22 protein-coding genes are annotated in these 26,450 nt (G+C 51.7%); 3 read left to right on the top strand and 19 right to left on the bottom strand.

Annotated elements, in window-relative coordinates; all coding sequences use genetic code 11:
- Window positions 1-15: 15 nt before the first annotated feature.
- The 15 genes from ACTHTU_RS02640 to truC form a co-directional block, all read right to left on the bottom strand.
- Window positions 16-411, bottom strand: a complete 396-nt coding sequence (locus ACTHTU_RS02640) for a GFA family protein (protein ID WP_440361682.1) — start codon at window positions 409-411, stop codon at window positions 16-18.
- A 75-nt stretch (window positions 412-486) separates the two neighbouring features.
- A complete protein-coding gene (nuoH, locus tag ACTHTU_RS02635) occupies window positions 487-1,563 on the bottom strand; it encodes an NADH-quinone oxidoreductase subunit NuoH (protein ID WP_002216340.1) in 1,077 nt (358 codons plus the stop codon).
- Window positions 1,564-1,565: 2 nt separating this feature from the next.
- Window positions 1,566-3,827 carry an NADH-quinone oxidoreductase subunit NuoG gene (gene nuoG, locus ACTHTU_RS02630; protein ID WP_440361681.1) on the bottom strand — a complete coding sequence of 754 codons (2,262 nt, stop codon included), beginning with the start codon at window positions 3,825-3,827 and terminating at the stop codon, window positions 1,566-1,568.
- A gap of 310 nt (window positions 3,828-4,137) precedes the next feature.
- On the bottom strand, window positions 4,138-4,449 hold the full coding sequence (locus ACTHTU_RS02625; RefSeq protein ID WP_285070903.1) for a GIY-YIG nuclease family protein: 312 nt from the start codon (window positions 4,447-4,449) through the stop codon (window positions 4,138-4,140).
- A gap of 243 nt (window positions 4,450-4,692) precedes the next feature.
- On the bottom strand, window positions 4,693-5,130 hold the full coding sequence (locus tag ACTHTU_RS02620; protein WP_440361680.1) for a hypothetical protein: 438 nt from the start codon (window positions 5,128-5,130) through the stop codon (window positions 4,693-4,695).
- Window positions 5,130-6,431, bottom strand: a complete 1,302-nt coding sequence (gene nuoF / locus ACTHTU_RS02615; protein ID WP_440361679.1) for an NADH-quinone oxidoreductase subunit NuoF — start codon at window positions 6,429-6,431, stop codon at window positions 5,130-5,132. The genes ACTHTU_RS02620 and nuoF overlap by 1 nt, the downstream gene beginning before the upstream one ends.
- Window positions 6,432-6,614: 183 nt before the next feature.
- Complete coding sequence (locus ACTHTU_RS02610) at window positions 6,615-7,199, bottom strand: excalibur calcium-binding domain-containing protein (protein WP_315093266.1); 585 nt, start codon at window positions 7,197-7,199, stop codon at window positions 6,615-6,617.
- Between the two features lie 95 nt (window positions 7,200-7,294).
- On the bottom strand, window positions 7,295-7,768 hold the full coding sequence (gene nuoE / locus ACTHTU_RS02605; protein WP_440361678.1) for an NADH-quinone oxidoreductase subunit NuoE: 474 nt from the start codon (window positions 7,766-7,768) through the stop codon (window positions 7,295-7,297).
- The gene (gene nuoD, locus ACTHTU_RS02600) at window positions 7,768-9,024 is read right to left on the bottom strand and encodes an NADH dehydrogenase (quinone) subunit D (RefSeq protein WP_049332998.1); all 1,257 of its coding nucleotides are present in this window, start codon (window positions 9,022-9,024) and stop codon (window positions 7,768-7,770) included. The genes nuoE and nuoD overlap by 1 nt, the downstream gene beginning before the upstream one ends.
- Complete coding sequence (locus ACTHTU_RS02595; RefSeq protein WP_049332999.1) at window positions 9,014-9,607, bottom strand: NADH-quinone oxidoreductase subunit C; 594 nt, start codon at window positions 9,605-9,607, stop codon at window positions 9,014-9,016. Before ACTHTU_RS02595 ends, nuoD begins: the two co-directional genes overlap by 11 nt.
- A gap of 12 nt (window positions 9,608-9,619) precedes the next feature.
- Window positions 9,620-10,102, bottom strand: coding sequence for a NuoB/complex I 20 kDa subunit family protein (locus ACTHTU_RS02590; protein WP_002215610.1), 483 nt, complete (start codon window positions 10,100-10,102; stop codon window positions 9,620-9,622).
- Window positions 10,093-10,449: an NADH-quinone oxidoreductase subunit A gene (locus ACTHTU_RS02585; RefSeq protein ID WP_003686600.1), complete on the bottom strand. Its 357-nt coding sequence runs from the start codon at window positions 10,447-10,449 to the stop codon at window positions 10,093-10,095. Before ACTHTU_RS02585 ends, ACTHTU_RS02590 begins: the two co-directional genes overlap by 10 nt.
- Before the next feature lie 334 nt (window positions 10,450-10,783).
- A complete protein-coding gene (locus ACTHTU_RS02580) occupies window positions 10,784-12,241 on the bottom strand; it encodes an oligopeptide:H+ symporter (protein WP_440361677.1) in 1,458 nt (485 codons plus the stop codon).
- A 450-nt stretch (window positions 12,242-12,691) separates the two neighbouring features.
- Window positions 12,692-13,795, bottom strand: coding sequence for a peptide chain release factor 2 (gene prfB, locus ACTHTU_RS02575; protein ID WP_188211357.1), 1,104 nt, complete (start codon window positions 13,793-13,795; stop codon window positions 12,692-12,694).
- A 97-nt stretch (window positions 13,796-13,892) separates the two neighbouring features.
- The gene (gene truC, locus ACTHTU_RS02570) at window positions 13,893-14,609 is read right to left on the bottom strand and encodes a tRNA pseudouridine(65) synthase TruC (RefSeq protein WP_440361676.1); all 717 of its coding nucleotides are present in this window, start codon (window positions 14,607-14,609) and stop codon (window positions 13,893-13,895) included.
- A 140-nt stretch (window positions 14,610-14,749) separates the two neighbouring features.
- On the opposite strand from truC, the gene ACTHTU_RS02565 reads away from it, so the two are divergent.
- Window positions 14,750-15,478 carry a TIGR00730 family Rossman fold protein gene (locus tag ACTHTU_RS02565; protein WP_440361675.1) on the top strand — a complete coding sequence of 243 codons (729 nt, stop codon included), beginning with the start codon at window positions 14,750-14,752 and terminating at the stop codon, window positions 15,476-15,478.
- A gap of 108 nt (window positions 15,479-15,586) precedes the next feature.
- On the opposite strand, the gene ACTHTU_RS02560 is transcribed toward ACTHTU_RS02565, so the two are convergent.
- Window positions 15,587-17,443, bottom strand: coding sequence for an ABC transporter ATP-binding protein (locus tag ACTHTU_RS02560; RefSeq protein WP_440361674.1), 1,857 nt, complete (start codon window positions 17,441-17,443; stop codon window positions 15,587-15,589).
- Between the two features lie 228 nt (window positions 17,444-17,671).
- Window positions 17,672-18,895: a serine/threonine transporter SstT gene (gene sstT / locus ACTHTU_RS02555; protein ID WP_440361673.1), complete on the bottom strand. Its 1,224-nt coding sequence runs from the start codon at window positions 18,893-18,895 to the stop codon at window positions 17,672-17,674.
- A 447-nt stretch (window positions 18,896-19,342) separates the two neighbouring features.
- Here sstT and ACTHTU_RS02550 point away from each other — a divergent pair, with 447 nt between their 5' ends.
- Window positions 19,343-21,184 carry an autotransporter assembly complex protein TamA gene (locus ACTHTU_RS02550; RefSeq protein WP_440361672.1) on the top strand — a complete coding sequence of 614 codons (1,842 nt, stop codon included), beginning with the start codon at window positions 19,343-19,345 and terminating at the stop codon, window positions 21,182-21,184.
- An 81-nt stretch (window positions 21,185-21,265) separates the two neighbouring features.
- Window positions 21,266-25,414 carry a translocation/assembly module TamB domain-containing protein gene (locus ACTHTU_RS02545; protein ID WP_440361671.1) on the top strand — a complete coding sequence of 1,383 codons (4,149 nt, stop codon included), beginning with the start codon at window positions 21,266-21,268 and terminating at the stop codon, window positions 25,412-25,414.
- A gap of 227 nt (window positions 25,415-25,641) precedes the next feature.
- Here the strand turns inward: ACTHTU_RS02545 and ACTHTU_RS02540 are convergent, their stop codons facing one another.
- Both ACTHTU_RS02540 and ACTHTU_RS02535 read right to left on the bottom strand, forming a co-directional pair.
- Entirely contained in the window at window positions 25,642-25,815 is a 174-nt protein-coding gene (locus ACTHTU_RS02540; RefSeq protein ID WP_440361670.1) for a zf-HC2 domain-containing protein, read from the bottom strand.
- A 12-nt stretch (window positions 25,816-25,827) separates the two neighbouring features.
- A complete protein-coding gene (locus ACTHTU_RS02535; RefSeq protein WP_107857761.1) occupies window positions 25,828-26,406 on the bottom strand; it encodes a sigma-70 family RNA polymerase sigma factor in 579 nt (192 codons plus the stop codon).
- Between the last annotated feature and the right edge of the window lie 44 nt (window positions 26,407-26,450).

Below are 26,450 nucleotides of genomic sequence, written 5' to 3'. Positions count from 1 at the left end.
CTGAAAGCGGTTTTTTTAACCTGCCGCGCCCACCATTTCTAAAAACTCGGCTTCGGTCAGCTTCGGGGTATCGTTGGCCAAGTCATAATACGGAGCTTTGCAATCAATAAAGATTTGTGAGGTAGTTTCAAAGCCCGCGTTGTCGGCAAACAGCCCGGCGTTCATGTAATAATCGTTGCCAACCTGCACAAACAGGTGTGTGCCGCAGTGTTTGCAAAAACAGCGTTGCGCCCATTCGGACGACTGATAATGCGCGATGTGCTCGCTGCCTGTGATTTCGGGCGACCGGGCGGCCAAAGTAAAAGACGCGCCGCTGCCCCATGTGCGGCATTTCCCGCAATGGCAGGCGTGGAGTTCGCGGTTTTCGGCGGTTTCCAGTGATACTGCGCCGCACAGGCATTGAGCTTTCATCGGTTTCTCTCGGTTTGAAACGGTTAAAAATTTGGGGTTCAGGCTACCTGAAAACTTTCAGACGGCCTCCCTGCCCTATTTCCACAAATTCAGCGGTGAAATCATCCACACGCCCAAAATCACGATGTAGGCGAAGCCGATCGGAATCAGCACTTTCCAGCCCAAACGCATGATTTGGTCGTAACGGTAGCGTGGGAAGGTTGCACGGATCCACAGGTACCAGTACAGAACCGCCGCCATTTTTACGAACATCCAGAATGCGGAAGGCGTACCGATAAAGCCCCAACTTTGCGGGAACGGAGACAACCAGCCGCCGAGGAACATCAGCGATGTCAGCGCGGCAATCAGAATCATGAAAATGTATTCGGCAAGGAAGAACAGCGCGAATGCGAAGCCGGAGTATTCAACGTGGTGACCGGCAACGATTTCGGATTCACCCTCTGCCACGTCAAACGGCGCGCGGTTGGTTTCGGCAACGGCGGAAATCAGATAGACGATGAAGATGGGGAAGAGCGGCAGCCAGTTCCAAGAGAATACCGAACCACCGGCAATACCTTTGGCTTGTGCGGCAACGATGTCGGAGAAGTTCATGCTGCCCGACACCATCACGACGCACACCAATGCGGCGCTCATGGCAATCTCGTAGGAAATGCTTTGCGCGGAAGCACGCATTGCGCCCAAGAACGAATATTTGGAGTTGGAAGCCCAGCCCGCAATGATCACGCCGTAAACCGACAGCGAGGTAATCATCAGGATGTACAAAAGGCCGATATTGATGTTGGTCAACACCCATTCTTCGTTGAACGGAATCACTGCCCACGCCGCAAAAGACGGGGCGAGTGACATAATCGGGCCGATATAGAATAAGGCTTTGTTTGACAGCTTCGGACGGGTTACCTCTTTAAACAAGAGTTTGAACACGTCGGCAAACGGCTGAATCAGACCCCACGGGCCGGTCACGTTCGGGCCGACACGAAGCTGCATAAAGCCGATGACTTTACGCTCGAAATACGTCAGGTAGGCAACGGTCAGAATCAGCGGAATCAGGATAATCACGATTTTGACGATGACGGATACCACCAAGCCTACGGTGATACCCAAATCGCCCAGACCGAGCGTTGCGGCAAAGAGGTTTTGGAACCATTCTTGCATGATCAAGCTCCCGCCAGTTCAATAGTGTCCATCAACGCACCCAGAGCGGCATTTTCAGTATGCAGCGGCAGATGCACCACGTTTTCAGGCAAACCGGCATCGGCTTTGACGGCAACCGATACGCTTGCGCCGTTTTGTTTGGCGACAGCGGTTTGTCCGTCTTGCAGACCCAAGCGTGCCAATGTGTTCGGATTTACACGCGCGGCAGGCACGGCGGCATGGCTGGTTTCTTGCAACGGTGCGGAACGGCGCACGATAGAATCAGTGTGATAAATACCGACGCCGCCGACACGGACGAGACGGTCTGAGGCCGTCTGAACGCCCTCCCCTGTCCATGTGCTGCGGTTATCCAGTTTAGACAGCAGACTTTCCGCATCCAGCGCGTCTTTCAGAATCGCAGCGGTATCGTGGTATTCAAAACCTTTCAGGTCAAACAGGTTGCCCAATACGCGCAACACTTTCCACAGCGGACGCGAATCGCCGAAGCCTTGTACCACGCCGTGGAAAGATTGCAGACGGCCTTCCATATTGATGAAGCTGCCTGATGTTTCGGTAAACGGCGCAATCGGCAACAATACGTCGCACACGTCCAGCAGCGTTTCGCTGACAAACGGCGTAAACGCCATCACGCTTTTCGCCTGTTTCAACGCGGCTACGGCTTTTGCACCGTCAACCGTATCGATTTCCGGCTCGACGTTGAGCAGCAAGACTGCCTGTTTCGGCGCGTTTGCCATTTCGGCAACGCTATCGCCCGAGTTCACGCCCAATACGTCCGCACCGACGCTGTTGGCCGCTTGCGGCAGAATGCCCAGCACTGCGCCGGTCGCGTCCGCCAGCTCTTGCGCGACGGCGTAAATTGCGGCGTAATCGGGATGGTTTTGCACTTCCGCACCCAAAATCACCGCTGCTTTTTCAGCGTTTTTCAGGCTCGCGGTAACGGCATGTTCCGCATTGGCAGACAGGTTTTTCAGACGGCCTGCCCACTCGTCGGGATGTGCGGCTTCTTGAGACAGAAGCGGCATAAACAATTCTTCTTTACTGCTGGCCAATACGCTCAAGGCCATACGGTCTTTGGCGGCGCGGCGCAGGCGGGCGGTCAGGAGCGGCTGTTCTTTGCGCAAATTCGCGCCGACTACCAATACGGCATCGTTGTCAGCCAAAGATTCAATGCTTTGTCCCAACCATTGCGCACCTTTAAGGCCGTCTGAAAGACGTTTGTCTTGTTGGCGCAAACGGGTTGCAAAGTTTTTAACACCCAAGCCGTCGGCTAGTTTTTTGGCCAGATACAGCTCTTCAACCGTATTCATCGGATTGGCCCAAACACCGACTTGGTTTTGGTTGCCGTCTTTGGCGATACATTCAATCGCGCTGAGGACATATTCCAGTGCGGTTTTCCAATCTACGTCCATCCACTCGCCGCCCTGTTTGATTTTCGGGTTTTTCAGACGGCTTTCGTGATACAGGCCTTCGTAGGCGAAACGGTCGCGGTCGGACAGCCAGCATTCGTTAATCGCTTCGTTTTCCAGCGGCAACACGCGGCGGACGGTATGGTCTTTGGTTTGTACAATCAGATTGCTGCCCAAAGCATCATGGGCGGAAACGGATTTGCGGCGGTTCAATTCCCAAGTACGCGCGTTGAAACGGAACGGTTTGCTGGTCAATGCGCCGACAGGACACAAATCAATGACGTTGCCTGACAATTCGGTTTCCACTGCTTTGCCGATAAAAGGCATAATCTCGGAATGCTCGCCACGATTAGCCATAGCAATTTCTTGCACGCCGGCGATTTCTTCAGTGAAACGAACGCAACGGGTACAGTGGATACAACGGCTCATTTCCTCGGCGGAAACCAAAGGCCCCATGTCTTTGCCGACGACAGAACGTTTTTCTTCGGTATAACGGCTGGTGGTTTTGCCGTAGCCCATCGCCAAATCCTGCAATTGGCATTCGCCGCCTTGGTCGCAGGTCGGACAATCAAGCGGATGGTTGATGAGCAGGAACTCCATCACGCCTTCTTGCGCCTCTCGGGCTTTTGCCGAATGCGTACGCACAATCATGCCGTCTGTAACCGGCGTGGCACAGGCGGGCAGAGGTTTGGGGGCTTTTTCCACATCCACCAAACACATACGGCAGTTGGCGGCGATGGAAAGTTTTTTGTGGTAACAGAAATGCGGGATATAAGTACCGAGCTTGTGCGCGGCTTCAATCACCGTCGCGCCCTGCTCCACAGATACCTGTTTGCCGTCGATTTCGATTTGTAACATGGTTCGTTCCTAGTTACGGGTATTTAATAAATAATCTTTTCTGGAGGTCGTCTGAAAAATGGGTTTCAGACGGCCTTTTGAATTTGCGTTTGCTCTATGGCCGCTGTTTTCAGACGACCTTTTGAGTTTAGTTGGCAGCTACGTTACCCCACTTTGCCGTCATTCCCGCGCAGGCGGGAATCCATTCTTGGTTTGGGTAACTGTTTTTCAAACATCGGTTTCTTAACTTTATACGCTGATTCCCGTCGTAGCCTGTTCTCGCGTAGGTGGGGCTGGAATAACGACAGTTTTTAAAGTTCCAGAAATAAAACTAAACAAACAACACGCCCGACAAGTCCAACCATTCGGGATTTTGTTCTTCAATCAGTTTAATCTTCCATTCACGTCGCCATTTTTTCATCGTTTTTTCTTTGGCAACTGCTTCAGGCATATTCTCAAAAAACTCATACCAAACTAAATCATGCACATCATATCGGGCAGTAAAGCCATCAATATTGACATGATTTTTGTGCTGCCAAACCCTTTCCGGCAAATTCATGGTAACACCGATATAGAGTGTTCCGTTTTTACCGTTTGCCAAAATATATACGGCAGGTTGTCTAGCAAGCGGATGGTTTCGCATTCATTTTTCCTGCAATATAAACAACAACTTTTTTAATATCATTTACAACCGTTTTCATCTGAAAATATCTGCCCACTCCCGCCGTCATTCCCGCGTAGGCGGGAATCCATTTTTTGGATTTCGGCAACTGCTTTTCAAATATAGAGTTCTGTAAATTCCACTATGGATTCCCGCCTACGCGGGAATGACGGCAAAGTTAAATTTTTAGCATTTTACTTTTAACCAATATAAAACCAACTAAAACTATAACTCATTTATTATATTTTTAAATGACTTAAATAACTCTTTAACAGCACGCTCATTGTCTTCATCTGTAGGCTCAAACTTTTCACACCAATTAATTATATTTACATCGCCATGCAATAACTCTGCATAACATCCTACTGCATCGCAACTACCACCCCGTGTCCTTGACGTGCCAAAAATAAAATCACAATTATGCAAATAAAGTTTGTATAAATTTCTCCTAACCTCGTATTCATTATCACCAGATGAATAAAAACCAATCCTCTGACCTTCATGATCAAATACTGCAACAAAATCTAAGCCGTTTCCATGTCTTTCAAAAAAGACTAGAAATTTAGAAAATTTCCGACAAATCTGATTAAAAAGCGTATTGAGTGCCGTACTCTTACCTTTGTTGGCTGCACCGTATAGAATAAAAATTTTAGCTTCCACCATTACCATCCTCCCCACTTATGCTCCTTCATCGGTCCGCCGTGTTCGATGTAATGCACAAACTCATCACGGAAATGCTTGGTAAAGCTACGGACTGGGAAGACGGCGGCATCGGCAAGGGCGCAGATGGTGCGGCCTGCCATTTGGTTACCGATAGAATCCAGCAAATCCAAGTCTTCCATGCGGCCTTTGCCTTCTACGATGCGGTGGACGATGCGGTAGAGCCAACCCGTACCTTCTCGACAAGGCGTACATTGGCCGCAAGACTCGTCGTAGTAGAAGTAGCTCAGACGCTCAAGGGCTTTCACCATGCACACATCTTCGTCCATCACGATAATCGCGCCGGAACCGAGCATTGAGCCTGCTTTGGAAATCGAGTCATAGTCCATATTAGTCTGCATCATGATATCGGCAGGCAACACGGGCGCGGACGAACCGCCGGGAATAACGGCCTTGAGTTTTTTACCGCCACGCATACCGCCCGCCATTTTCAGAACTTCGGCAAACGGCGTACCCAATGGCACTTCATAGTTGCCCGGACGCTCGACATGACCGGAAATACAGAATAATTTGGTACCGCCTGCATTCGGAATACCTTTATCGGCAAACGCCTGTCCGCCGTCACGGATAATGAAGGGGACGGAGGAGAACGTTTCGGTATTGTTGATGGTAGTCGGTTTGCCGTACAGGCCGAACGAAGCAGGGAATGGCGGTTTAAAGCGCGGCTGGCCTTTTTTGCCTTCCAGCGATTCGAGCAATGCGGTTTCTTCGCCACAAATATATGCGCCGTAGCCGTGGTGGGCGAAGAGTTCAAATTCAAAATCCGAACCCAAAATATTTTTACCCAAAAAGCCTGCGGCACGCGCCTGCTCCAAAGCGGTCTCAAAGCGTTGGTAGCCTTCGAAAATTTCACCGTGGATGTAGTTGTAGCCGGCTTTCGCACCCATCGCGTAACCGGCAATAATCATGCCTTCAATCAGGGCATGAGGATTGAACATGATGATGTCGCGGTCTTTAAATGTACCCGGCTCGCCTTCGTCGGTGTTGCAAACCACATATTTTTCGCCCGGGAAGGAACGGGGCATAAAGCTCCATTTCAAACCGGTCGGGAAGCCCGCACCGCCACGACCGCGCAAACCGGAGGTTTTGACTTCGTCAATCACATCGGTTTGCGAGATGTTTTCGGACAGGATTTTACGCAGGGCGGTATAACCGCCACGTTTGACGTATTCGTCCAATGTCCAGCAATCGGGATTGGCGGTATCCACTTGGTCAAAAATCACGCCTGATTGGTAAATAGCCATTTTTGGTGTGCCTGTTTGTTTTCGTATAGGTTGCAGCCGTTGTTTTCAGACGGCCTAATATACCTTTGTATATCGACTCTATGCCGTCTAAAATAAAATATGTTGATTCACTAAAGTTGATATTTCAGACGACCTTGTATTTCGTTTTCATGGTTATAGACCTAGTCTACTTTGCTGAAGTTATCACCATCCACCGCATTTATCTTCACATGGAATCCCATCGCCATCACCATCCATTTTGGTATCAGAACAATTCTGTAAAAACCATTTGGCCTCTTCGCATGACACCATCTGAGAACAATATTGCCTGCCATCACAACGATATTTATTACTATTGCTTTTTTTAGCTTGTATCGTAGCTGGATCATTAAGCTCTACTGGTGCATTAGTTTGTTTAGGGACTAATTTTGCTGCGGCGAATTGATATATCTGATAACCAATTAACCCGAAAAGTGCCAACCCTACCAATTTCGTCAATATGGAAGACGACGAATCTAAGGCAAAAAATGATTTTTTCTTTGCACTCGAACGATGGTTATGATTCCGTTTAAAATCTCTTGCCTCACGATTCAAGTAACGAATCTGTTTAGCAACATTTTTTCCTTTTCCGTTAGCAGATACTTCAAAGCCAACCGCCTCATTAAGTTCAGGACGAGGGCTTCTTTGGGAAAAGTCAGAAATATGGCAGAAAATTTCTTGTTTACTACCATCTATCCGTATAAAACCATAACCTTTTTCATCATCCCACTTAACAATTATCCCTTTCATTAACCGCTTCCCTTTTTATTGTTACTTTTAAATCACAATTTAAAATTTTGGAATAACTAATAAGTTTGATTACAAACCGAATATGTTCAGACGATCTATTCTAATTCTGCTAATTTTTTCTCAATCGCTTCTTCGGTCATAAAACTGCACATGCTGTGGTTGTTAACCAGCATGACCGGTGCATCGCCACATGCGCCCATGCATTCGCCTTCGACAAGGGTAAATTTGCCGTCAGGGGTGGTTTCGCCGTAGCCGATACCGAGTTTTTTCTTCAGGTATTCGCCGGTAGCCATACCGCCGCGCAGGGCGCAGGGTAGGTTGGTACAAACGGTCAGTTTGTATTTGCCGACAGGCTCAAGGTCGTACATATTGTAGAAAGTAGCGACTTCGTAGGCTTGTGCAGGCGAGATGCCGATATAGTCTGCAACAAAGGCGATGGTCTCAGGAGCGAGCCAGCCCTTTTCGGCCTGGGCAATACGCAATGCGCCCATAATGGCGGAGCGGCGTTGGTCGGCAGGATATTTTGCCAACTCGATGTCGATTTGTTTTAAAGATTCTGCGGATAACATTATCGGTCAACCTCCCCGAATACGATGTCCTGCGTACCAATGATGGCAACGACGTCGGCCAGCATGTGGCCTTTTGCCATTTCATCCATACCTTGCAGGTGGGCAAAGCCGGGTGCGCGGATTTTCAGGCGGTAGGGTTTGTTTGCGCCGTCTGAAATGATGTAAACGCCGAACTCGCCTTTCGGATGTTCGACAGCGGTGTAGGTCTCGCCCTCAGGAACGTGCATACCTTCGGTAAAGAGTTTGAAATGGTGAATCAGGTCTTCCATACCTGTTTTCATTTCGGTACGTTTGGGCGGAGCAAATTTGTGGTTTGTGGTAATGACCGGACCCGGATTGACACGCAACCACTCGGAACATTGTTTGATGATGCGCACGGATTGACGCATTTCTTCCATACGGCAGAGGTAACGGTCGTAGCAGTCGCCGTTGACGCCGACTGGGATGTCGAAATCCATTTTGTCGTACACTTCGTAAGGCTGTGTCTTACGCACGTCCCATTCCACGCCGGAACCGCGCAACATCACGCCGGTAAAACCTTTTTGCATGGCGCGCTCAGGAGTGACAACGCCGATGCCGACGGTACGCTGTTTCCAAATACGGTTGTCGGTCAGGAGGGTTTCGAGTGTATCGATGTTTTTCGGGAAACGTTCGCAGAAGGCGTCGATAAAGTCGAGCATGGTGCCTTCACGGGATTCGTTGAGCTGCTTCAATACTTTGGCGTTGCGGAATTTGCTGCTCTCGTATTTAGGCATGAAGTCGGGCAGGTCGCGGTAAACGCCGCCGGGACGGAAGTAGGCTGCGTGCATACGCGCGCCGGAAACGGCTTCGTACAAGTCCATCAGCTCTTCGCGGTCGCGGAAGGCGTAAAGGATGGCGGTCATCGCGCCGATGTCGAAGGCGTGCGAACCGATGCCCATCAAGTGATTGAGGATGCGCGTTACTTCGGCAAACATCACGCGAATATACTGGGCGCGGATAGGCACATCGATACCGGCAAGTTTTTCTACTGCCAAACAATACGCCTGCTCATTGACCATCATGGAAACGTAGTCCAAGCGGTCCATATAGGGCAAGGCTTGCAGATAGGTTTTGGTTTCAGCCAGTTTTTCAGTACCGCGGTGAAGGAGGCCGATATGCGGGTCGGCGCGGACGATGGTTTCGCCCTCCAACTCCAAAATCATACGCAATACGCCGTGCGCCGCAGGGTGTTGCGGGCCGAAGTTGATGGTGTAGTTTCTTAATTTATTGGCCACCGTAGTTCTCCTCACGGACGATACGCGGCGTGATCTCGCGCGGCTCAATGGTAACAGGTTGGTAAATCACGCGTTTTTGCTCTTCGTCGTAACGCATTTCCACATAGCCGGAAATCGGGAAGTCTTTGCGGAACGGATGTCCGACGAAACCGTAATCGGTCAGGATGCGGCGCAGGTCCGGATGGTTGTTGAACATGATGCCGTACATATCGAAGGCTTCGCGTTCGTACCAATCCGCGCTGTTGTAAATATCGACTACGGATTCGACTATGGGGAAGTCGTCGTCTGAAACCCAGACTCGTACGCGGATGCGTTGATTGTTTTTAACGGAAAGCAGCTGACTGACGACGGCAAAGCGCTTGCCCTGCCATACTTCGTTTTTGTAAGTGCTGTAATCGACACCGCACAAGTCAACCAGAAGCTCGAAATGCAACTCTTCATGGTCGCGCAATGCGGTCATGACTGAAATATAATGTTCGGGCAGACACTCGACGGTAATCTCGCCCAAAGCTGAAATGACTTTGCTTGCCTGATCGCCAAGCACGCCGACGACGGTCTCGTATAAGTTTTGAATGCTTGCCATGTCGTCCTCTCCTTACTCGTCACGCGCGATGGTGGAAGTGCGCTTGATTTTTTGCTGGAGCTGAATCAGGCCGTAAATCAGGGCTTCCGCAGTCGGCGGACAACCCGGTACATAAACGTCTACCGGCACGACGCGGTCAGCACCGCGCACAACGGAATAAGAATAGTGATAATAGCCACCGCCGTTGGCACACGAACCCATAGACAATACCCAGCGCGGCTCGGCGAGCTGGTCGTATACGCGGCGCAAGGCGGGCGCCATTTTGTTGGTCAGCGTACCTGCCACAATCATCAGGTCGGCCTGACGTGGGGACGGACGGAAAATGATGCCGAAGCGGTCAAGGTCATAACGCGCCATACCCGCATGCATCATTTCCACGGCGCAGCAGGCCAAGCCGAAAGTAACCGGCCACAATGAACCGGTACGCATATAGTTCAACACCGTATCCGCGCTGGTGGTGATGAAACCTTTTTTCAAAACGCCTTCTATTCCCATTCCAGCGCACCTTTTTTCCATTCGTAAATAAAGCCCACCGTCAGAACGACGATAAACACCAGCATAGACCAGAAGCCGTACGCGCCCAAATCTTTGAACACGACAGCCCACGGCAACATGAACGCGACCTCCAAATCAAACAGGATGAAGAGGATGGCGACGAGGTAATAGCGCACGTCGAACTTCATCCTTGCGTTTTCAAAGGCTTCAAAACCGCATTCGTAAGCCGCGTCTTTTTCGGCATAGTGACGTTTCGGGCCTAAAATTGTGCCGAGCAGAATAAACAGCACGCCGGCCGCAAGGCCGACGAGGATGAATACGAGGACGGGAAAGTAACTGGCCAACATGGTCGTACCTAACTGGTTGACAGACAAATCTTAAAAATAGATTACCATTTTATCGAATTTCAAAAGCCATTTAAAGGTAAATATCAGCAAATCAGCAAAAAAACACTAATAAATTCAATAAAATAATGAGAACAATTCTTATTCTTATTTAATATTTCCAAATTTTAATTTCAGTTTAATCATGTATCATTTAATTTGGATTTTCTGCCTGTCCAATTTACTTCAAAAATCTGGAAAACCACCCTTTTCCAAACCTCAATAAAAACATCAGGCCGTCTGAAAACTGATTCTTTTCAGACGGCCCGCGTACATCACATTATTTTAAATAGAAAAATCAATCGACACCTTTGAGCATGCGGTTCAATACCGGGGTGAGTACCAGCAGGATACCGCAGGTTACTGCGCCGATGGTGGCCAGCATCCAGTAGAAATCCAATGGCGACTGAGCATTGTAGTAGTCTTTAAACAACACTCCGCCCAAGGTAAAGCCAATGGACAATGCTAAGAAATTCAACGCAACCATTTGTGTTTTAAACATGCTCGGTGCGATTTTGGTGGAAAACGACAGCGAAATCGGCGACAGCATCAACTCGCCTATCGTAATTGCCAGCAACATCAGCATAAACACGATAATCGGCATCGGGGTCTCGGATGAAATATACGGAATGAAACACAAATAAGAGGCGCCGGTTACCAACATGGCCAGTGCAAACTTCAACGGTGTTTTAGGTTGGCGTTTGCCCATTTTCGTCCACACCGTGGCCATCACGCCGGAAAAGAGAACCACCCACATGGCCTGTATCGAATCTTTCCATGAAACAGGCACGGTAAAGCCGAAGAAAGTACGGTCAACCGTTTCGTCAAAATAAACCGTTGCAACGGTGTACACCTGAAACCAAACCGCCCAGAACATACAAATAGTCAAAAACAGCGGAATATAGGCCATGATGTAACGTTTATTGGCTGCCTCAACTTGGCTGCTGCCCAGCAAACGTGCAAAATAAGCGATAACGGTGATAATGACCACGCCCAAAAGCCAGCGTGAAAAGTTCTCAAGATTGAGCGCGCCGGAAGCAATCACGCTGCTCAACACCAAAACCAGCAACACACCGACAGCTATTGCAGTCTGTACCTTTTCAGGGCGCAACGGATTGGGAGCCGGCGTATGCGGCAGGTTTTTACGGCCGCGCGAATACCACAGCAGGCCAAATGCCATACCGACGGCCGCCGCGGCGAAACCGTAATGGAATCCCATTCTGTCTTGCAAAATACCGGTCAACAAAGGGCCTAAGAAACCGCCGATATTGATGGAAATATAGAAAATGGAGAAACCGGCATCGCGCAATTCGCGCAGGTCGTCCCGTTCATACAAAGAACCGACCATCGAACCGGCAGACGATTTCACGCCGCCGCTGCCCAGCGCAATAAACACCAAGCCCAGCAGCAATCCCATCAAACCCGGCACGATCGCCAATAAAATATGGCCGGTCATCACGACGATACCGGCGATAAACAGGGTACGTTCCGCACCCCAAATGCGGTCGGCCAACCATGCGCCGAGAATCGTGGACAGGTAAACGCTGCCGCCGTACGCGCCGACAATGCCACCGGCCAAGGCTTTATCCATACCCAAACCGCCTTGATTCGCGGCGTAATATAGATAAATCAGCAGGATGCCCTGCATACCGTAGAAGGAAAAGCGTTCCCACAGCTCAATGTGGAATAGGGTGGATAATTGCAAAGGATGGCCGAAGAAAGTTTTCTCGGCAGAAGATGGCTTTTGACCGGACATTATGAGTTCTCCTATATATTAGACAGGCTCAGGCTTCAGACGGCCTGTTATACCTACCAATCATTTTTATGGAAGCCATATATTACCGTCAATCTTTGCATTTGCAAAACATTAAAAAGCATATTCTTACAGAAAGATTAATATTCGCATTTAAAAAAGAACTCAATAGCTACATAACAAGCATATCGCGGCCATCTCCGTCATGCCCTACATATTCAAAAACCTATTAATTTTTAGATTTGCTATATTGTGTTTTTCATGCGGCCGAAAACGGATATATTTACGGCGTTCGGCATTCCATTTAGACTGATAAGACTTTAGCTTATTCAAATAGATAAAACCTTTTACCCGCTGGAAATATAAATCATCGGAGTGGATATAGTTACTGCCATATTCAACAACAAACAGGCCGTCTGAAACCTTTCAGACGGCCTGTTTATCTCTTACGGTTTACACACCTTGTTTCAGGCTGGCTTCGATGAAGCCGTCCAAGTCGCCGTCCAATACGGCTTTGGTGTTGCCGACTTCGTAGCCTGTGCGCAAATCTTTAATGCGTGAGGAGTCCAAGACGTACGAACGGATTTGGCTGCCCCAACCCACATCAGACTTGCCGTCTTCCAATGCCTGTTTCTCTTCGTTGCGTTTGCGCATTTCCAATTCGTACAGTTTGGATTTCAACATTTCCATCGCGGCGGCTTTGTTAGCGTGTTGCGAACGGTCGTTTTGACATTGCACCACAATACCGGTCGGCTCGTGGGTAATACGCACGGCGGAGTCGGTTTTGTTAATGTGCTGACCGCCGGCACCCGATGCGCGGTAAGTGTCGATGCGCAAATCGGCAGGGTTGATTTCGATTTCGATGGAATCGTCGATTTCGGGGTAAACAAACACGGATGAAAAAGACGTGTGGCGTTTGTTGTTCGAGTCAAACGGCGAGTAGCGCACCAAGCGGTGAACGCCGGTTTCCGTGCGCAGCAGGCCGTAGGCGTATTCGCCTTCCACGCGGATGGTGGCGCGGTTGATACCTGCGATTTCGCCGTCGTCTTCTTCAAGGATTTCGATTTTGAAGCCTTTGCGCTCGGCGTAGCGGCTGTACATACGGAACAGCATACCCGCCCAGTCTTCCGCTTCGGTACCGCCCGCGCCTGCGGTGATGTCGATAAAGCAGTTGTTCGGGTCGGCAGGCTGGTTGAACATTCGTTTGAATTCGAGGTCGGCCATTTGTTTTTCCAAACCGGCCACGTCTTCCTGCACGGCGGCGAAACCTTCTTCGTCGTTTTCTTCAACAGCCATTTCGATCAACATACGGTTGTCTTCGATGCCTGTGGCGATGTTGTCGAGGGTCACCACGATGCCTTCGAGGATTTTGCGCTCTTTGCCGATTTCTTGGGCGCGTTTGGGGTCGTTCCACAGTTCCGGATCTTCGGAGAGGCCGACGACTTCTTCAAGGCGGTCTTTTTTGCCTTGGTAGTCCATATAGACGCGGATGTCTTCGCTGCGCTTCTCCAAGTCGTTTAGGGTGTTATTAAGCTGGTTGATTACTTCGGCTTCCATGATTCTTGTGTTCTTTCAGAATTTTAGGGGCGTATTGTAAGGGATTTGCCTGTTTTTTTCCATGACCGGGCCGTCTGAAAATGTGCGGTTTGGATTTTCAGACGGTCTCGGTTTTAAATTTTTCCAACCAAAGCCGCCAGTCGTTGTCTGTCGGCGCTTGTACAGTCATCCGGCTGCCGTCTTCTATGCTTTGAAAACTGAGGCTTCGCGCGTGCAACATCAGGCGTTGCGTGCCGATATGTTCGGCAACGGCATGGTTTTGGCGCAAATCGCCGTAGTTGGTGTCGCCGACGATGGGGTGGAAAATGTGTTTCATATGGCGGCGGAGTTGGTGTTTGCGGCCGGTGTGCGGCGTAAGTTCGGCCCATGAATAACGCGAGGTCGGATAACGTAGGGCGGATTGGAACGGCAACTCGGTTTGTGCCAGACAACGGTAGGCAGTTTGCGCCTCCTGCAATGTGGCTTCGGTCTGCGCTTCGGCGATTTTGTCGGGCATATATTTGAGGGCGTAATCAATCAGGCCGTCTGAAGGCAGATGACCGCGAACAATCGCCCAATAGGTTTTTTCGATGGTTTTATTTTCAAACTGCTGCGTCAATAACCGTGCGGCTTCCGTATCGAGTGCAAACAGCAAGACGCCGGAAGTCGGGCGGTCGAGGCGGTGGACGGGATAGACGTGCTGCCCGATTTGGTCGCGCAGGGTCTGCACGGCAAAACGGGTTTCATGTTTGTCTAACCAGCTTCGGTGCACCAGCATTCCGGCAGGTTTGTTGACGGCAATGGTGCGGCTGTCGCGGTGGATAATATCGAGCATGGCGGAGCAGTTGAATAAAAGCAGATATTGTAACGGGCTTTTGAAAATGTGGCAGACACACTTGCCGCCGAAACCCAACTTTCAGACGGCCCGCCCCTTTCGGGTTACAATACCGCACATAAAAACTCGAAGGAAAAGCCGTGAGCCTGCTCAAAAAACTGCCCCAACCCATGCTGCCCGATGAAACCCGCCGCGATATTCAGGCGCGTGAGTCGTATCATGTATTGAAGATTATTTCCGAATTTGTCGAAGCCGGCGAAGAATTACGCGCCATTCAGCCAGCCGTCAGCATTTACGGCAGCGCGCGCATGCCCGAAAACCATCCCGATTACGCGTTCACATTACGCTTGGCACGCAAACTGTCGGATGCCGGATTTTCCGTCATTTCCGGCGGCGGGCCGGGCATTATGGAAGCAGCCAACAAAGGCGCGTTTGCAGGCGCAAGTCCAGCGGTGGGGTTGAATATCGTGTTGCCGCACGAGCAAAAAGCCAATCCGTATCAGGATTTGTCGATTAAATTCCAACACTTCTTCCCGCGCAAAGTCATGTTCGTCAAACACGCCGTGGCCTATGTCGTCATGCCCGGCGGTTTCGGCACATTGGACGAATTGTTTGAAAGCCTGACTTTGGTGCAAACCGGTAAAACGCCCGACCGCCCGATTATCTTAGTAGGCAAAGCATTTTGGGCAGGGCTGTTGGACTGGATACGCGAGCAGTTGCTGGGCAGAAACCTGATTTTGGAAGAGGATTTGAACTTGATCCGCACCATCGACGACGAAGACGAAATCATCGAAGAAATCTTCGCCCATTACGAAAACCGCTTGGAAGATTTGTCCGAACACCAAAATGCTTGGTCGCTGGGGCTGTAAAACTAAGGTTTCAACTGAAAAAGCGGTTATCCAACCTGTCCTTTGCTTCATTAATAAAGGCCGTCTGAAAAAAATTTTCAGACGGCCTTTTATCTTCTTTCAAAGCGTTTAATTGTTTTCCCACTCGACATGCTCACTCAAGAAACCGCCGCTTTGGTGTGCCCAAAGTTTGGCGTACAGGCCTTGTTTCTCGAGCAACTCGGTGTGGCTGCCTTCTTCGATGATGCGGCCTTTGTCCAAGACGATGAGGCGGTCCATCGCGGCGATGGTGGAGAGACGGTGCGCGATGGCAATCACGGTTTTGCCTTCCATCATTTTGTCGAGGCTTTCTTGGATGGCAGCTTCGACTTCGGAGTCGAGCGCGCTGGTGGCTTCGTCAAGCAATAGAATCGGCGCGTCTTTGAGCATAACGCGGGCGATGGCGATGCGTTGGCGCTGGCCGCCGGAAAGTTTCACGCCACGCTCGCCGACATGCGCATCATAGCCGCGTCGGCCTTTGGCATCGCTGAGGTTAGGGATGAAGTCGGCGGCTTCGGCGCGTTCGGCGGCGGAAATTATCTCGGCTTCGGTCGCATCGGGACGGCCGTAGATAATGTTGTCGCGCACGGAACGGTGCAGCAATGAGGTGTCTTGCGTCACCAAACCGATTTGGGCGCGCAGACTTTCTTGGGTAACGCTGTCCACGTTTTGGCCGTCGATCGAAATCGTGCCGCTTTGCGGTTCGTAAAAACGCAGGAGCAGGTTGACGATGGTGGATTTACCCGCGCCGCTGCGACCGATCAAGCCGACTTTTTCGCCGGGCTTGATGTTCAGATTAAAGCCGTTGAGGAGCGGTTTGCCTGCTTCGTAGGAGAAATCGACGTGATCAAACTTGATTTCGCCTCGGGTGACTTTAAGCGGCAGGGCTTGCGGCTTGTCGAGGATGGTGTGGGGTTTGGACAGGGTGGCCATGCCGTCATTGACGGTACCGATGTTTTCAAACAATCGGGCGGATTCCCACATGATGTATTGCGACAAACCGTTCACACGCAATGCCATGGCCGTGGCCGTGGCTACCGCGCCTACACCGACTTGGCCGTGATACCAAAGCCAAATGCCCAAGGCGGTCGTGCCGACGGTCAGCGAGCTGTTGACGATAAAGCTGCAGGTGTGCAGCAGCGTTGCCAAACGCATTTGGGCATGGACGGTCACCATAAACTCTTCCATTGACTGCTTGGCATAAGCGGCCTCGCGTGCGCCGTGAGAGAAGAGTTTGACGGTGGCGATATTGGAATAGGCGTCGGTAATGCGGCCGGTCATCAACGAGCGCGCATCAGCTTGGCGTGCAGCGGTTTTGCCGAGTTTGGGAATCAGGAAGCGCATAATCATCGCGAATCCAATCATCCAGCAGATAAACGGCACGATAAGCCAAGCATCGAATGAGGACAGAATCACGCCGGAAGTGATGAAGTACACCAGCACATACACAACCATATCGGCGACGGTCATCACGACATCGCGCAGCGCCAGCGCGGTCTGCATCACTTTGGCGGATACGCGTCCTGCAAATTCGTCCTGATAAAAGCCCAGGCTTTGACCCAGCATCAGGCGGTGGAAATTCCAGCGCAGGCGCATGGGGAACACGCCTTGCAGGGTTTGCAGGCGCACATTGGAAGCGAAAAAGGTCCAAACGGCAAAAAATGCCACCATGGCCATCATGCCGATTAATGCATGGCCTTTTTCAACAAAAAGCGTTTGCGGCGTATAAGCGCCGAGCCAGTCGACCACCTTGCCCATAAATTGGAACATCAAGGCTTCCATGATGCCGATGCCGACCGTAAACACGGCCAACACGGCAATCCATTTGCGCACGCCTTCAATGTTGCTCCAAATAAACCGCCACAACCCTTTTTCTGGCGTTTTCGGGGCGGCTTCGGGATAAGGGTCGATGCGGGACTCGAACCATGAGAATATTTTTTTAATCATTGTTTTTGCAAATGTGATAAGACGGTCAGGCCGTCTGAAAAGAGGTGTTCAAATACATTCAAGACTGTATTTTACGGGAAAAATCCAACTGATGACAGCAGATACCGTCAGTCCGACCAAACCAATCTATCGGCTTGACCATCTAAAAATCCCTTTCCCTTTACATAAAACAAAGGCCGTCTGAAACTTTTCAGACGGCCTTTGCTGGATTTAGGTTGCCCTTAAAAATCACTCTTTACGTTGACGGCCCAAATCGGCAGCAGCAGTAAACAAAACGTCGGTGGAAGAATTCAACGCAGTTTCTGCAGAGTCTTGAATCACGCCGATGATGAAGCCGACGGCAACCACCTGCATGGCCACATCGTTATCGATACCGAACAGGCTGCACGCCAAAGGAATCAGCAACAACGAGCCGCCGGCCACACCGGATGCACCGCACGCGCTGACGGTAGCCACCAGGCTCAGCAGCAGGGCAGTGGCGAAGTCAACCGTAATGCCTTGCGTGTGCGCCGCAGCCATCGCCAAAACGGTAATGGTGATTGCCGCACCGGCCATATTGATGGTTGCACCCAATGGAATGGAGATAGAGTAAGTGTCTTCGTGCAGGCCCAGTTTTTTCGCCAATGCCATGTTCACAGGGATATTGGCGGCGGAAGAACGGGTAAAGAAGGCATACACGCCGCTTTCGCGCAGGCAGGTAAACACCAGCGGGAAAGGGTTGCGGCGGATTTGCGTCCACACAATAATCGGATTGACCACCAAAGCGATAAACAGCATACAGCCGAGCAATACGGCCAACAGCTGCATATAGCCGGCAAGCGCTTCAAAACCGGTTTCCGCAATGGTAGAGGACACCAAGCCAAAAATACCCAGCGGCGCAAAACGGATAATCCATTTCACGACGGTCGAAACGGTATCGGCCAAGTCGGCCGCCACTTGACGGGTCGTATCCGAACCGTGATGGCGCAAAGCCGCGCCCAATACCAGAGCCCAAGCCAAAATGCCGATATAGTTGGCATTGGCCAGCGCGTTAATCGGGTTGGCCACCAAATTCATCAGCAGCGTTTTCAACACTTCGATAATGCCGGAAGGCGGCGCAACGGATACATCGCCTGCCGTACGCAGAATCAGCGTGGTCGGGAATGCCATGCTGGCGACAACCGCCACCACAGCCGCTGCAAACGTACCGAAAATATACAAAATCAAAATCGGTTTGATGTGGGCCTGATTGCCTTTTTGGTGTTGCGCAATGGCGGCAGTCACCAAAACAAATACCAAAATCGGCGCGATAGCCTTAAGCGCACCGACAAACAGGCTGCCCAGCAGTCCTGCGCTGATACCGACTTGCGGCGAAACTGCACCCACAATAATACCTAAAACCAAGCCGATGGCGATTTGCACCACCAGGCTGACGCTGTTGATCGCGTTTAAAAGCGGATTGCCACTTGCCATATCCGTTCCTTCAATTTAAAGATATGTTAAAAAAGTCTTACATTCTAAAATAAAAAATCATTTGTCGGCGAGGTTTTCATGCACACCTCACAAAAACAGCATTAAAGTTTAGTATTTATGACACAGTTGGCATTTTATGCTAAAAATACAGTTAAACCTGCTCAAACCCTACTTTAAAGTATGCCCATACCGTTGCTTTACTTCTCTATATCTTGCTTTCAGACGGCCTGAAATCTGCGCCATAAGGCCGAATACAAAGGCAACTTCATCAGTCAAAACACAAAACATAACTATTACAATCAGATAGAAACAAACCAAAATCCGCCCTTTAAGCCACATTTTTTAACGTCATCGCGCTAAATTTCCGTTTATAACCATAGCCTGAAACCTTGCAGAAATAATGTTAAAATCCACAAACTGAAGAATTGTCGCTGTCGAACACACATCATGACCAAACTGACCTACCCTGTTTTATTTGCATCATTGGCGCTCGCCTACGGACACGCGTTGGCAGTAGATACTTCCGTTCCCAAAGCGGAAGACTACGAGGCTATTCCCGAATCCGAAATGCCCAAGCAGCCCAAAGACGACCAGACAGGCAAACTCAAGCCCAAATTCCCCGTCAAAATCGACACCCAAGACAGCGAAATCAAAGAAATGCTTGAAGAATACCTGCCGCTGATTACCCAGCAGCAGGAAGAAGAGCTGGACAAAGAGCAGGTCGGCTTCCTCGCCGAAGAGGCACCCGACAACGTCAAAACCATGCTCCGAACCAAAGGCTACTTCAACAGCAACGTCAATATTCAAGACCACGGCGAAAGCTACACCGTCAACGTTACCCCCGGCCCGCGCACCAAAGTCGACAACGTCAGCGTGGCCATCCTCGGCGACGTATTGAATGACGACAACTTGGCCGAGTACTACCAAAATGCGATGGAAAACTGGCAGCAGCCCGTTGGCGAAAACTTCGACCAAGACGGCTGGAGTGCAAGTAAAACCTCCGTCCTCAGCGCGGTAACACGCAAAAAATATCCTTTGGCAAAACTCACCACCACTCAAGCCACCATCAATCCCAATACCCAAAAAGCCGACTTGAACGTCATCGTGGAGAGCAACCGCCCCATTTACTTCGGTGATTTCCAAATCACCGGCGCACGTCGCTACCCTGAGAGCGTGGTTTCCGGTATGGCGCGTTTCCACCCTGGTTCGCCTTACGACTTGGACAAAATCCTCGACCTACAACAGGCGCTCGAGCAAAACGGCCACTACTCCGGCGCGTCCGTACAAGCCGACTTCGATCAACTGCAAGGCGACCGCGTTCCTGTCAAAATCAACGTGACCGAAGTCAAACGCCACAAACTGGAAACCGGTATCCGCTACGACTCCGAATACGGAATCGGCGGCCGTATCGCCTACGACTATTACAACCTCTTTAACAAAGGTTACATCGGTTCCATCGTTTGGGACATGGACAAATACGAGACCACGCTGGCCGCCGGTATCAGCCAACCGCGCAACAACCGCGGCAACTACTGGACCAGCAACGTTTCCTACAACCGCTCGACCACGCAAAACCTTGAAAAACGCGCCCTGAGCAGCGGTATTTGGTATGTCCGCGACCGCAACAATATCGATGCCCGCTTCGGCCTAGAATTTATTACCGAAGACCGCAAAGTCCCCGACACCAGCTACGATTTGGGCCGAAGCCATGCCACCATGCTGACCGCCTCATGGAAACGGCAAAGCATCGAAACCGAGCTGCATCCTCAAAACGGCTACTACCTCGACGGCAAAATCGGTACAACTTTGGGCAAACTCCTCTCCTCCACCCAAATGGCACGCGCCACGGCACGGGCAGGCTATTTCTTCACGCCTGAAAACAAAAAACTCGGTACGTTCATCGTACGCGGACAGGCAGGCTACGTTTATGCCCGCGAAGGCGAAGAAGTGCCGTCCAGCCTGATGTTCCGCACCGGCGGCGCGACTTCTGTACGTGGTTACGAACTCGACAGCATCGGCTTGGCCGGCCCCAACGGCTCCGTCCTGCCGCAACGCGCCTTGGTGGTCGGTAGCCTCGAATATCAATTCCCGGTTACCAAAAGCTTCTCCGGCGCCATCTTCCACGATGTCGGCGATGCAGCAAGCAACTTCAAACACATGACCTTAAAACACGGTACCGGCTTGGGCGTGCGCTGGTTCAGCCCGGTTGCGCCGTTCTCCTTCGATATTGCCTACGGCCATCACGACAAAAAAATCCGCTGGCACATCAGCTTAGGCACAAGGTTTTAAAAAAACATACTCACCATCCATTCTTTCAGACGGCCTCAGCCATTTCAGGCCGTCTGAAAAACAGACAAACAGAAAAATATCATGACCGATACTGCAAACACTTCCACGCCGTCTGAACAACAGCCCGCCCCGCCAAAGCGCAAAAAACACCTGTTGCGCGGCTTTGTCCTGTCCGCCTTGGGCGTATTGACCGTTTCCGCCGGCGCGATCGGCTGGCTGGTCGGTACGGAATCGGGTTTGCGTTTCGGTTTGTACAAAATCCCGTCATGGTTCGGCGTCAAAATCTCGTCGGATACGCTGAAAGGCACGCTGATTGAAGGCTTTGAAGGCGACAAATGGTTGATTGAAACAGAAGGTGCGGATGTCAAAATCAGCAGCTTCCGCTTTGATTGGAAACCGTCCGAGCTGACCCGTCCTTCCTTGCACATTACCGAAGTCGTGGCCGGCGACATCGCCATCGTGACCAAACGCACGCCGCCTAAAGAAGAAGAGCCATCAAAAGGCCTGCCCGACAGCATAGACCTGCCCGTTACCGCCTATCTCGACCGTTTGGAAACCGGCAAAATCAGCGTGGGCAAGCGTTTTGACAACCAGACCGTCTATCTCGACCATCTGCACGCGGCCTATCATTACGACAAAAAAGAACACCGCCTCCACATCAAAACCGCCGATACGCCATGGAGCAGCTCGACAGGCGCGGTGGTAGTCGGTTTGAACAAACCCTACGTCCTTAATACCGCCATCTATACCAAAGGCCAGCTTGAGGGCGAAACCCTACACGGCACGGTGCGCCTGTGGGGCAGCCTGCAAGACGTGTACACCGACCTACTGCTCGACGGCGACAATGTTCATTTGTCTGCCAAATCCACCATCCACCCATTCGCCGACAGCCTCAACGAAACCGTCGGCGAAATCCTGGTTAAAGGTTCCAACATCAATCCGCAGGCCTTCCTGCCCAGCCTGCCCAAAGCACGTCTGAATTTCGACGCCACCACCATTCCGTCCTTTACAGACGGCGTTGCGCTGGAAGGCTCGATAGACTTGGAAAACGACCAAGCCGGTTTTGCCGATGAAAATCAGATTCCTGTCAAACGCATCCTCGGCGAATTCATCGTCGACGACAAAGGCACGGTCATGATTGAAGACATCGGCGTCGGCCTGCTCAAAGACGGCAGCATCGACGTATCCGGCTCAATCGACACCGCCCAAGACCAGCTCAAACTCGCACTGGGCATCAACAATACCGGCGCAGACGACTTTGTGCGTCAAAACATCGCAGGCCGTCTGAACGGCAGTATCGACGTCAAAGGCGAAACCTCCTCCCCCGTTGTCAACTGGAATCTCGACAGCGGATTTGCGCGTACAGACGGCATGCTGTTTTTCCAAACCGACAAACAGCTCGGCCAGCGCACGCTCAAGCTCGACAAAGTCCGCCTGGTTCCGCAAAACGGCGGCGAACTCAACGCCAAAGGCTCGCTCGAACTCTTCAAAGACCGCAAACTGCAGCTGGACATCGTCAGCAAAGCCTTCAACCCTGCGCGCATCGATCCGCAGCTTCCGCAAGGCAGCGTCAACGGCAACATCAACTTGACCGGCATACTGGCGCAAGAGAAATTCGCCGGCAAAATGCAGTTCGCACCGAGTACGCTCAACGGCGTTCCGCTCAGCGGCAAAGCCGACGTCGCCTATGAAAACAAACACCTCACGCGCGCCCTGACCGACCTGACCCTCGGCAGCAACATCGTCAAAACCAACGGCAGCTTCGGCAAAAAAGGCGACCGCCTCAACCTCAACATTACCGCCCCCGATTTGTCGCGTTTCGGCTTCGGCTTGGGCGGCCTGCTCAACGCGCGCGGCTACATCTCCGGCAGTTTTTCAGACGGCCTCAAAACCCTTGAAGCCGATTTGAACGGCGAAGCGCGCAACTTCAAAGTCGCCGATACCGTCAACATCCGCACCCTCGACTTCAAGCTCAAAGGTTCGCCCGACACCAACCGTCCGTTGAGTGCCGACATCAAAGGCGAACACATCGCCGTCTCCGGCGGCGCGGCCCTGATCGACAACGTCAACCTGCTCATCAGCGGCACAGGATCGCACCACCACATCCGCGGCAACAGCAACATGGCGGTGGACAGCAAACGCTACAAGCTCGACCTCGACGCCGCCGGCGGCCTCAACAAAGACCAAACCCAATGGAAAGGCACGGTCGACACGCTCGACATCAGCGGCGCGTTCAACCTCAAGCTGCAAAACCGCCTCAACCTCGAAGCCGGCAGCGAACGCGTCTCCCTCAGCAGTGCACGCTGGGCGGCCATGGGCGGCAGCCTTAACCTGCAAAATTTCGTTTGGGACAAAAAAGCCGGCATTACCAGCAAAGGCAGCGCGCAAAATCTGCACATTACCGAGTTGCACAACTTCTACACCCCGCCCATCGAACACAACCTCGTCTTGGGCGGCGACTGGGATTTGGCGTACAGTCAAAACGCGCGCGGCTTCCTCAACATCAGCCGACAAAGCGGCGACATCATCCTGCCGGGCAAAGACCCGAAAAACAAACAGCCTTTGGGACTTTCCGCACTCGCCCTGCGCACCCGTTTCCAAAACGGCCGCATCGACAGCACGCTGGAAGGCAACACCCGCTTCGGCAAAGTTGACGGCACGCTCGGCATCGCCCAACAGTTCGGCAACAACATTAACAACGCCCCCGTCAGCGGCAAGGTCAATATCAACGTTCCCGATTTAGGCTCGCTCAAATCCTTTATGCCGGCGACAGCCCAAGGCATTGCAGGCCGTCTGAACGCGACCGCCACCATCGGCGGCCGACTCGGTTCGCCTACCGTCAACAGCAACCTCGACCTCCAAACCAATTACGGCCGGGCCGACGGTACCGTCAACATCGGTCAGGGCAGCAGCTTCGATACTGCCCCCCTGAGCGGCAAGCTCAACCTGAATGTTGCCAACCTCGAAGTCTTCCGCAACTTCCTGCCCGTCGGCCAAACCCTCAAAGGCCGTCTGAACGCCGCCGTCAACTTGGCAGGCCGTCTGAACGATCCGCAACTGAGCGGCCAGATTAACGGCGACAACCTCTATTACCGCCATCAAACCCAAGGCCTGATTCTCGACAACGGCGTCTTGCGTTCGCGCCTGCAGGGTCAAAAATGGGTAATCGACAGCCTCAAATTCCACCGTGGCGGCACGATTGAGCTCAAAGGCGCGGTCAACCTTGCCAACGCCAACCCCGATGTCGACGTGGACATCGTCTTCGACAAATACCGCACCCTCTCGCGTCCAAACCGCCAACTGCAGCTCTCCGGCGCGGCCAAAGTCCTCTACAATCCGGAAAAAGGTGTATCGCTCAACGGCACGCTCAACACCGACTACGGCAGGTTTGGTTCGCAAAAATCCTCCATGCCGGCCCTCGATGACGACGTGGTTGTACTGGGCGAAACCAAAAAAGAAGCAACGGCCACCACGCCGATTAATCTGAACCTTATCTTGAACATCAACGACAATGTCCGCTTTGTCGGCTACGGCGCAGACGTTACCATCGGCGGCAAACTGACCATCACGTCCCGCCCCGGCGAAGCCGTCCAAGGCGTCGGTACCGTGCGCGTTGTCAAAGGCCGCTACAAAGCCTACGGCCAAGACCTCGACATCACCAAAGGCTCGGTTTCCTTTGTCGGCCCGCTGACCGATCCGAACCTCAACATCCGTGCCGAACGCCGTCTCTCCCCGGTCGGCGCAGGTGTCGAAGTCCTCGGCAGCCTCAGCAATCCGCGCGTGACCTTGGTTGCCAAAGAAGCCATGAGCGAAAAAGACAAACTCTCCTGGCTCATCCTCAACCGTGCCAGCAGCGGCAGCGACGGCGACAACGCCACACTCTCCGCCGCCGCCAGCGCATTGCTTGCCGGCCAAGTCAACGACCGCATCGGCCTTGTCGATGATTTGGGCTTTACCAGCAAACGCAGCCGCAACGCCCAAACCGGCGAGCTCAACCCTGCCGAACAAGTCCTGACCGTCGGCAAACAGCTCACCAACAACCTCTACGTAGGTTACGAATATGGCATCTCCAGCGCCGAACAATCCGTCAAACTCGTGTACCAACTGACCCGCGCCATCCAAGCCATTGCCCGCATCGGCACACGCTCATCCGGCGGCGAATTGAAATACACCATCCGCTTTGACAACTGGTTCGGCAAAGACGAACCCGAGCCGGAAGAACAACACTAAAAACCGTGAAAAAGGCCGTCTGAAATTCATCTTTCAGACGGCCTTTATCTTGTTCTACCGTATTAGAATCTTTCTCCCATGCCTCAAAAGACAAAGGCCGACAGCGCAAGTTTAAAAATAAATGCAGCTAAAAAAGTGAACGGCCAACCATGGCTTATTCAAGGTTAGCGATAAATAAAGCAGATGTCTGAAACTGACAGGGCAGGTTTCAGACGGCCTTTTTTGAATCATCGAAACATCTTGTGCATGGCATTGCTGATGAATTCGAGCTGTTTCTTATATTCGCGGCAACGGGGGCAGAGCGACAGGTGCACGGCAAGGGCAATGCGGTTAAAAAGACTGAGATGCGCTTGGTCTTGCTGTTTGGAAATCAGATCGGTTATTTTGCGGCATTTTTTCATGGCATTTTCCTGTCAGGCATGGGAGAACCATTTGATTTGCAGGCACTGGCGCAAGGTTTCGCGCGCGCGGTGCATAATGGTGTGGTAGTTGGCATGGCTGATGCCGCATTGTTCGCGGATTTCATCGCTTGAAAAACCGAGAATTTCTTTCATGGTAAACACGCGGGCGGTATTTTCCGGCAGATGGTAGAGGCAGGTCTGTAAAACTTGGTAGAACTCTTTATTGTTCAAACTGGCTTCGGGCGAGTCCCAACCCTGAGGTTGTCCTTCGTCCGTCCAATGCCCGTCGGCGGCAAAATGTCCTTCAAAGGCTTCATCCAAGGCTTCCTCATCGCGCGTGACGAAAACTTGGCGTTGCCGCCCGATTTGGCGCAGGCAGTCGGTAATTTTGTTTTTTAAGATTGCAAACAACCAGCTGCTCACTTGGGCGCCGCCTTTGAAACCCTCGGCCGCACGGTAGGCGGAAAGCATGGTTTCCTGTACGAGGTCCTCCGCCAAATCGGGGCGGTCGGGCAGCTGGATATGGGCAAAGCGCAGCAGCAGTTTACGGGATTCGGCAAGTTCGGCATCGGTCAGTTCGGGTAGGGCCATAATGTATCAGTATGAAAGGAATGATCAATATGCTTCTGATTTTA

The sequence above is a fragment of the Neisseria sp. P0020.S005 genome (genome assembly GCF_051957055.1).
Classification (GTDB): Bacteria; Pseudomonadota; Gammaproteobacteria; order Burkholderiales; family Neisseriaceae; genus Neisseria; species Neisseria subflava_A.
This window is presented reverse-complemented; position numbering and strand designations above follow the sequence as displayed.

Excerpts from the sequence above, each read along its gene's own strand:
- ACTHTU_RS02640 (WP_440361682.1), bottom strand. The coding sequence starts at position 411 with ATGAAAGCTCAATGCCTGTGCGGCGCAGTATCACTGGAAACCGCCGAA.
- nuoH (WP_002216340.1), bottom strand. The coding sequence starts at position 1,563 with ATGCAAGAATGGTTCCAAAACCTCTTTGCCGCAACGCTCGGTCTGGGC.
- nuoG (WP_440361681.1), bottom strand. The coding sequence starts at position 3,827 with ATGTTACAAATCGAAATCGACGGCAAACAGGTATCTGTGGAGCAGGGC.
- ACTHTU_RS02625 (WP_285070903.1), bottom strand. The coding sequence starts at position 4,449 with ATGCGAAACCATCCGCTTGCTAGACAACCTGCCGTATATATTTTGGCA.
- ACTHTU_RS02620 (WP_440361680.1), bottom strand. The coding sequence starts at position 5,130 with ATGGTGGAAGCTAAAATTTTTATTCTATACGGTGCAGCCAACAAAGGT.
- nuoF (WP_440361679.1), bottom strand. The coding sequence starts at position 6,431 with ATGGCTATTTACCAATCAGGCGTGATTTTTGACCAAGTGGATACCGCC.
- ACTHTU_RS02610 (WP_315093266.1), bottom strand. The coding sequence starts at position 7,199 with ATGAAAGGGATAATTGTTAAGTGGGATGATGAAAAAGGTTATGGTTTT.
- nuoE (WP_440361678.1), bottom strand. The coding sequence starts at position 7,768 with ATGTTATCCGCAGAATCTTTAAAACAAATCGACATCGAGTTGGCAAAA.
- ACTHTU_RS02595 (WP_049332999.1), bottom strand. The coding sequence starts at position 9,607 with ATGGCAAGCATTCAAAACTTATACGAGACCGTCGTCGGCGTGCTTGGC.
- ACTHTU_RS02590 (WP_002215610.1), bottom strand. The coding sequence starts at position 10,102 with ATGGGAATAGAAGGCGTTTTGAAAAAAGGTTTCATCACCACCAGCGCG.
- ACTHTU_RS02585 (WP_003686600.1), bottom strand. The coding sequence starts at position 10,449 with ATGTTGGCCAGTTACTTTCCCGTCCTCGTATTCATCCTCGTCGGCCTT.
- ACTHTU_RS02580 (WP_440361677.1), bottom strand. The coding sequence starts at position 12,241 with ATGTCCGGTCAAAAGCCATCTTCTGCCGAGAAAACTTTCTTCGGCCAT.
- prfB (WP_188211357.1), bottom strand. The coding sequence starts at position 13,795 with ATGGAAGCCGAAGTAATCAACCAGCTTAATAACACCCTAAACGACTTG.
- truC (WP_440361676.1), bottom strand. The coding sequence starts at position 14,609 with ATGCTCGATATTATCCACCGCGACAGCCGCACCATTGCCGTCAACAAA.
- ACTHTU_RS02560 (WP_440361674.1), bottom strand. The coding sequence starts at position 17,443 with ATGATTAAAAAAATATTCTCATGGTTCGAGTCCCGCATCGACCCTTAT.
- sstT (WP_440361673.1), bottom strand. The coding sequence starts at position 18,895 with ATGGCAAGTGGCAATCCGCTTTTAAACGCGATCAACAGCGTCAGCCTG.
- ACTHTU_RS02550 (WP_440361672.1), top strand. The coding sequence starts at position 19,343 with ATGACCAAACTGACCTACCCTGTTTTATTTGCATCATTGGCGCTCGCC.
- ACTHTU_RS02545 (WP_440361671.1), top strand. The coding sequence starts at position 21,266 with ATGACCGATACTGCAAACACTTCCACGCCGTCTGAACAACAGCCCGCC.
- ACTHTU_RS02540 (WP_440361670.1), bottom strand. The coding sequence starts at position 25,815 with ATGAAAAAATGCCGCAAAATAACCGATCTGATTTCCAAACAGCAAGAC.
- ACTHTU_RS02535 (WP_107857761.1), bottom strand. The coding sequence starts at position 26,406 with ATGGCCCTACCCGAACTGACCGATGCCGAACTTGCCGAATCCCGTAAA.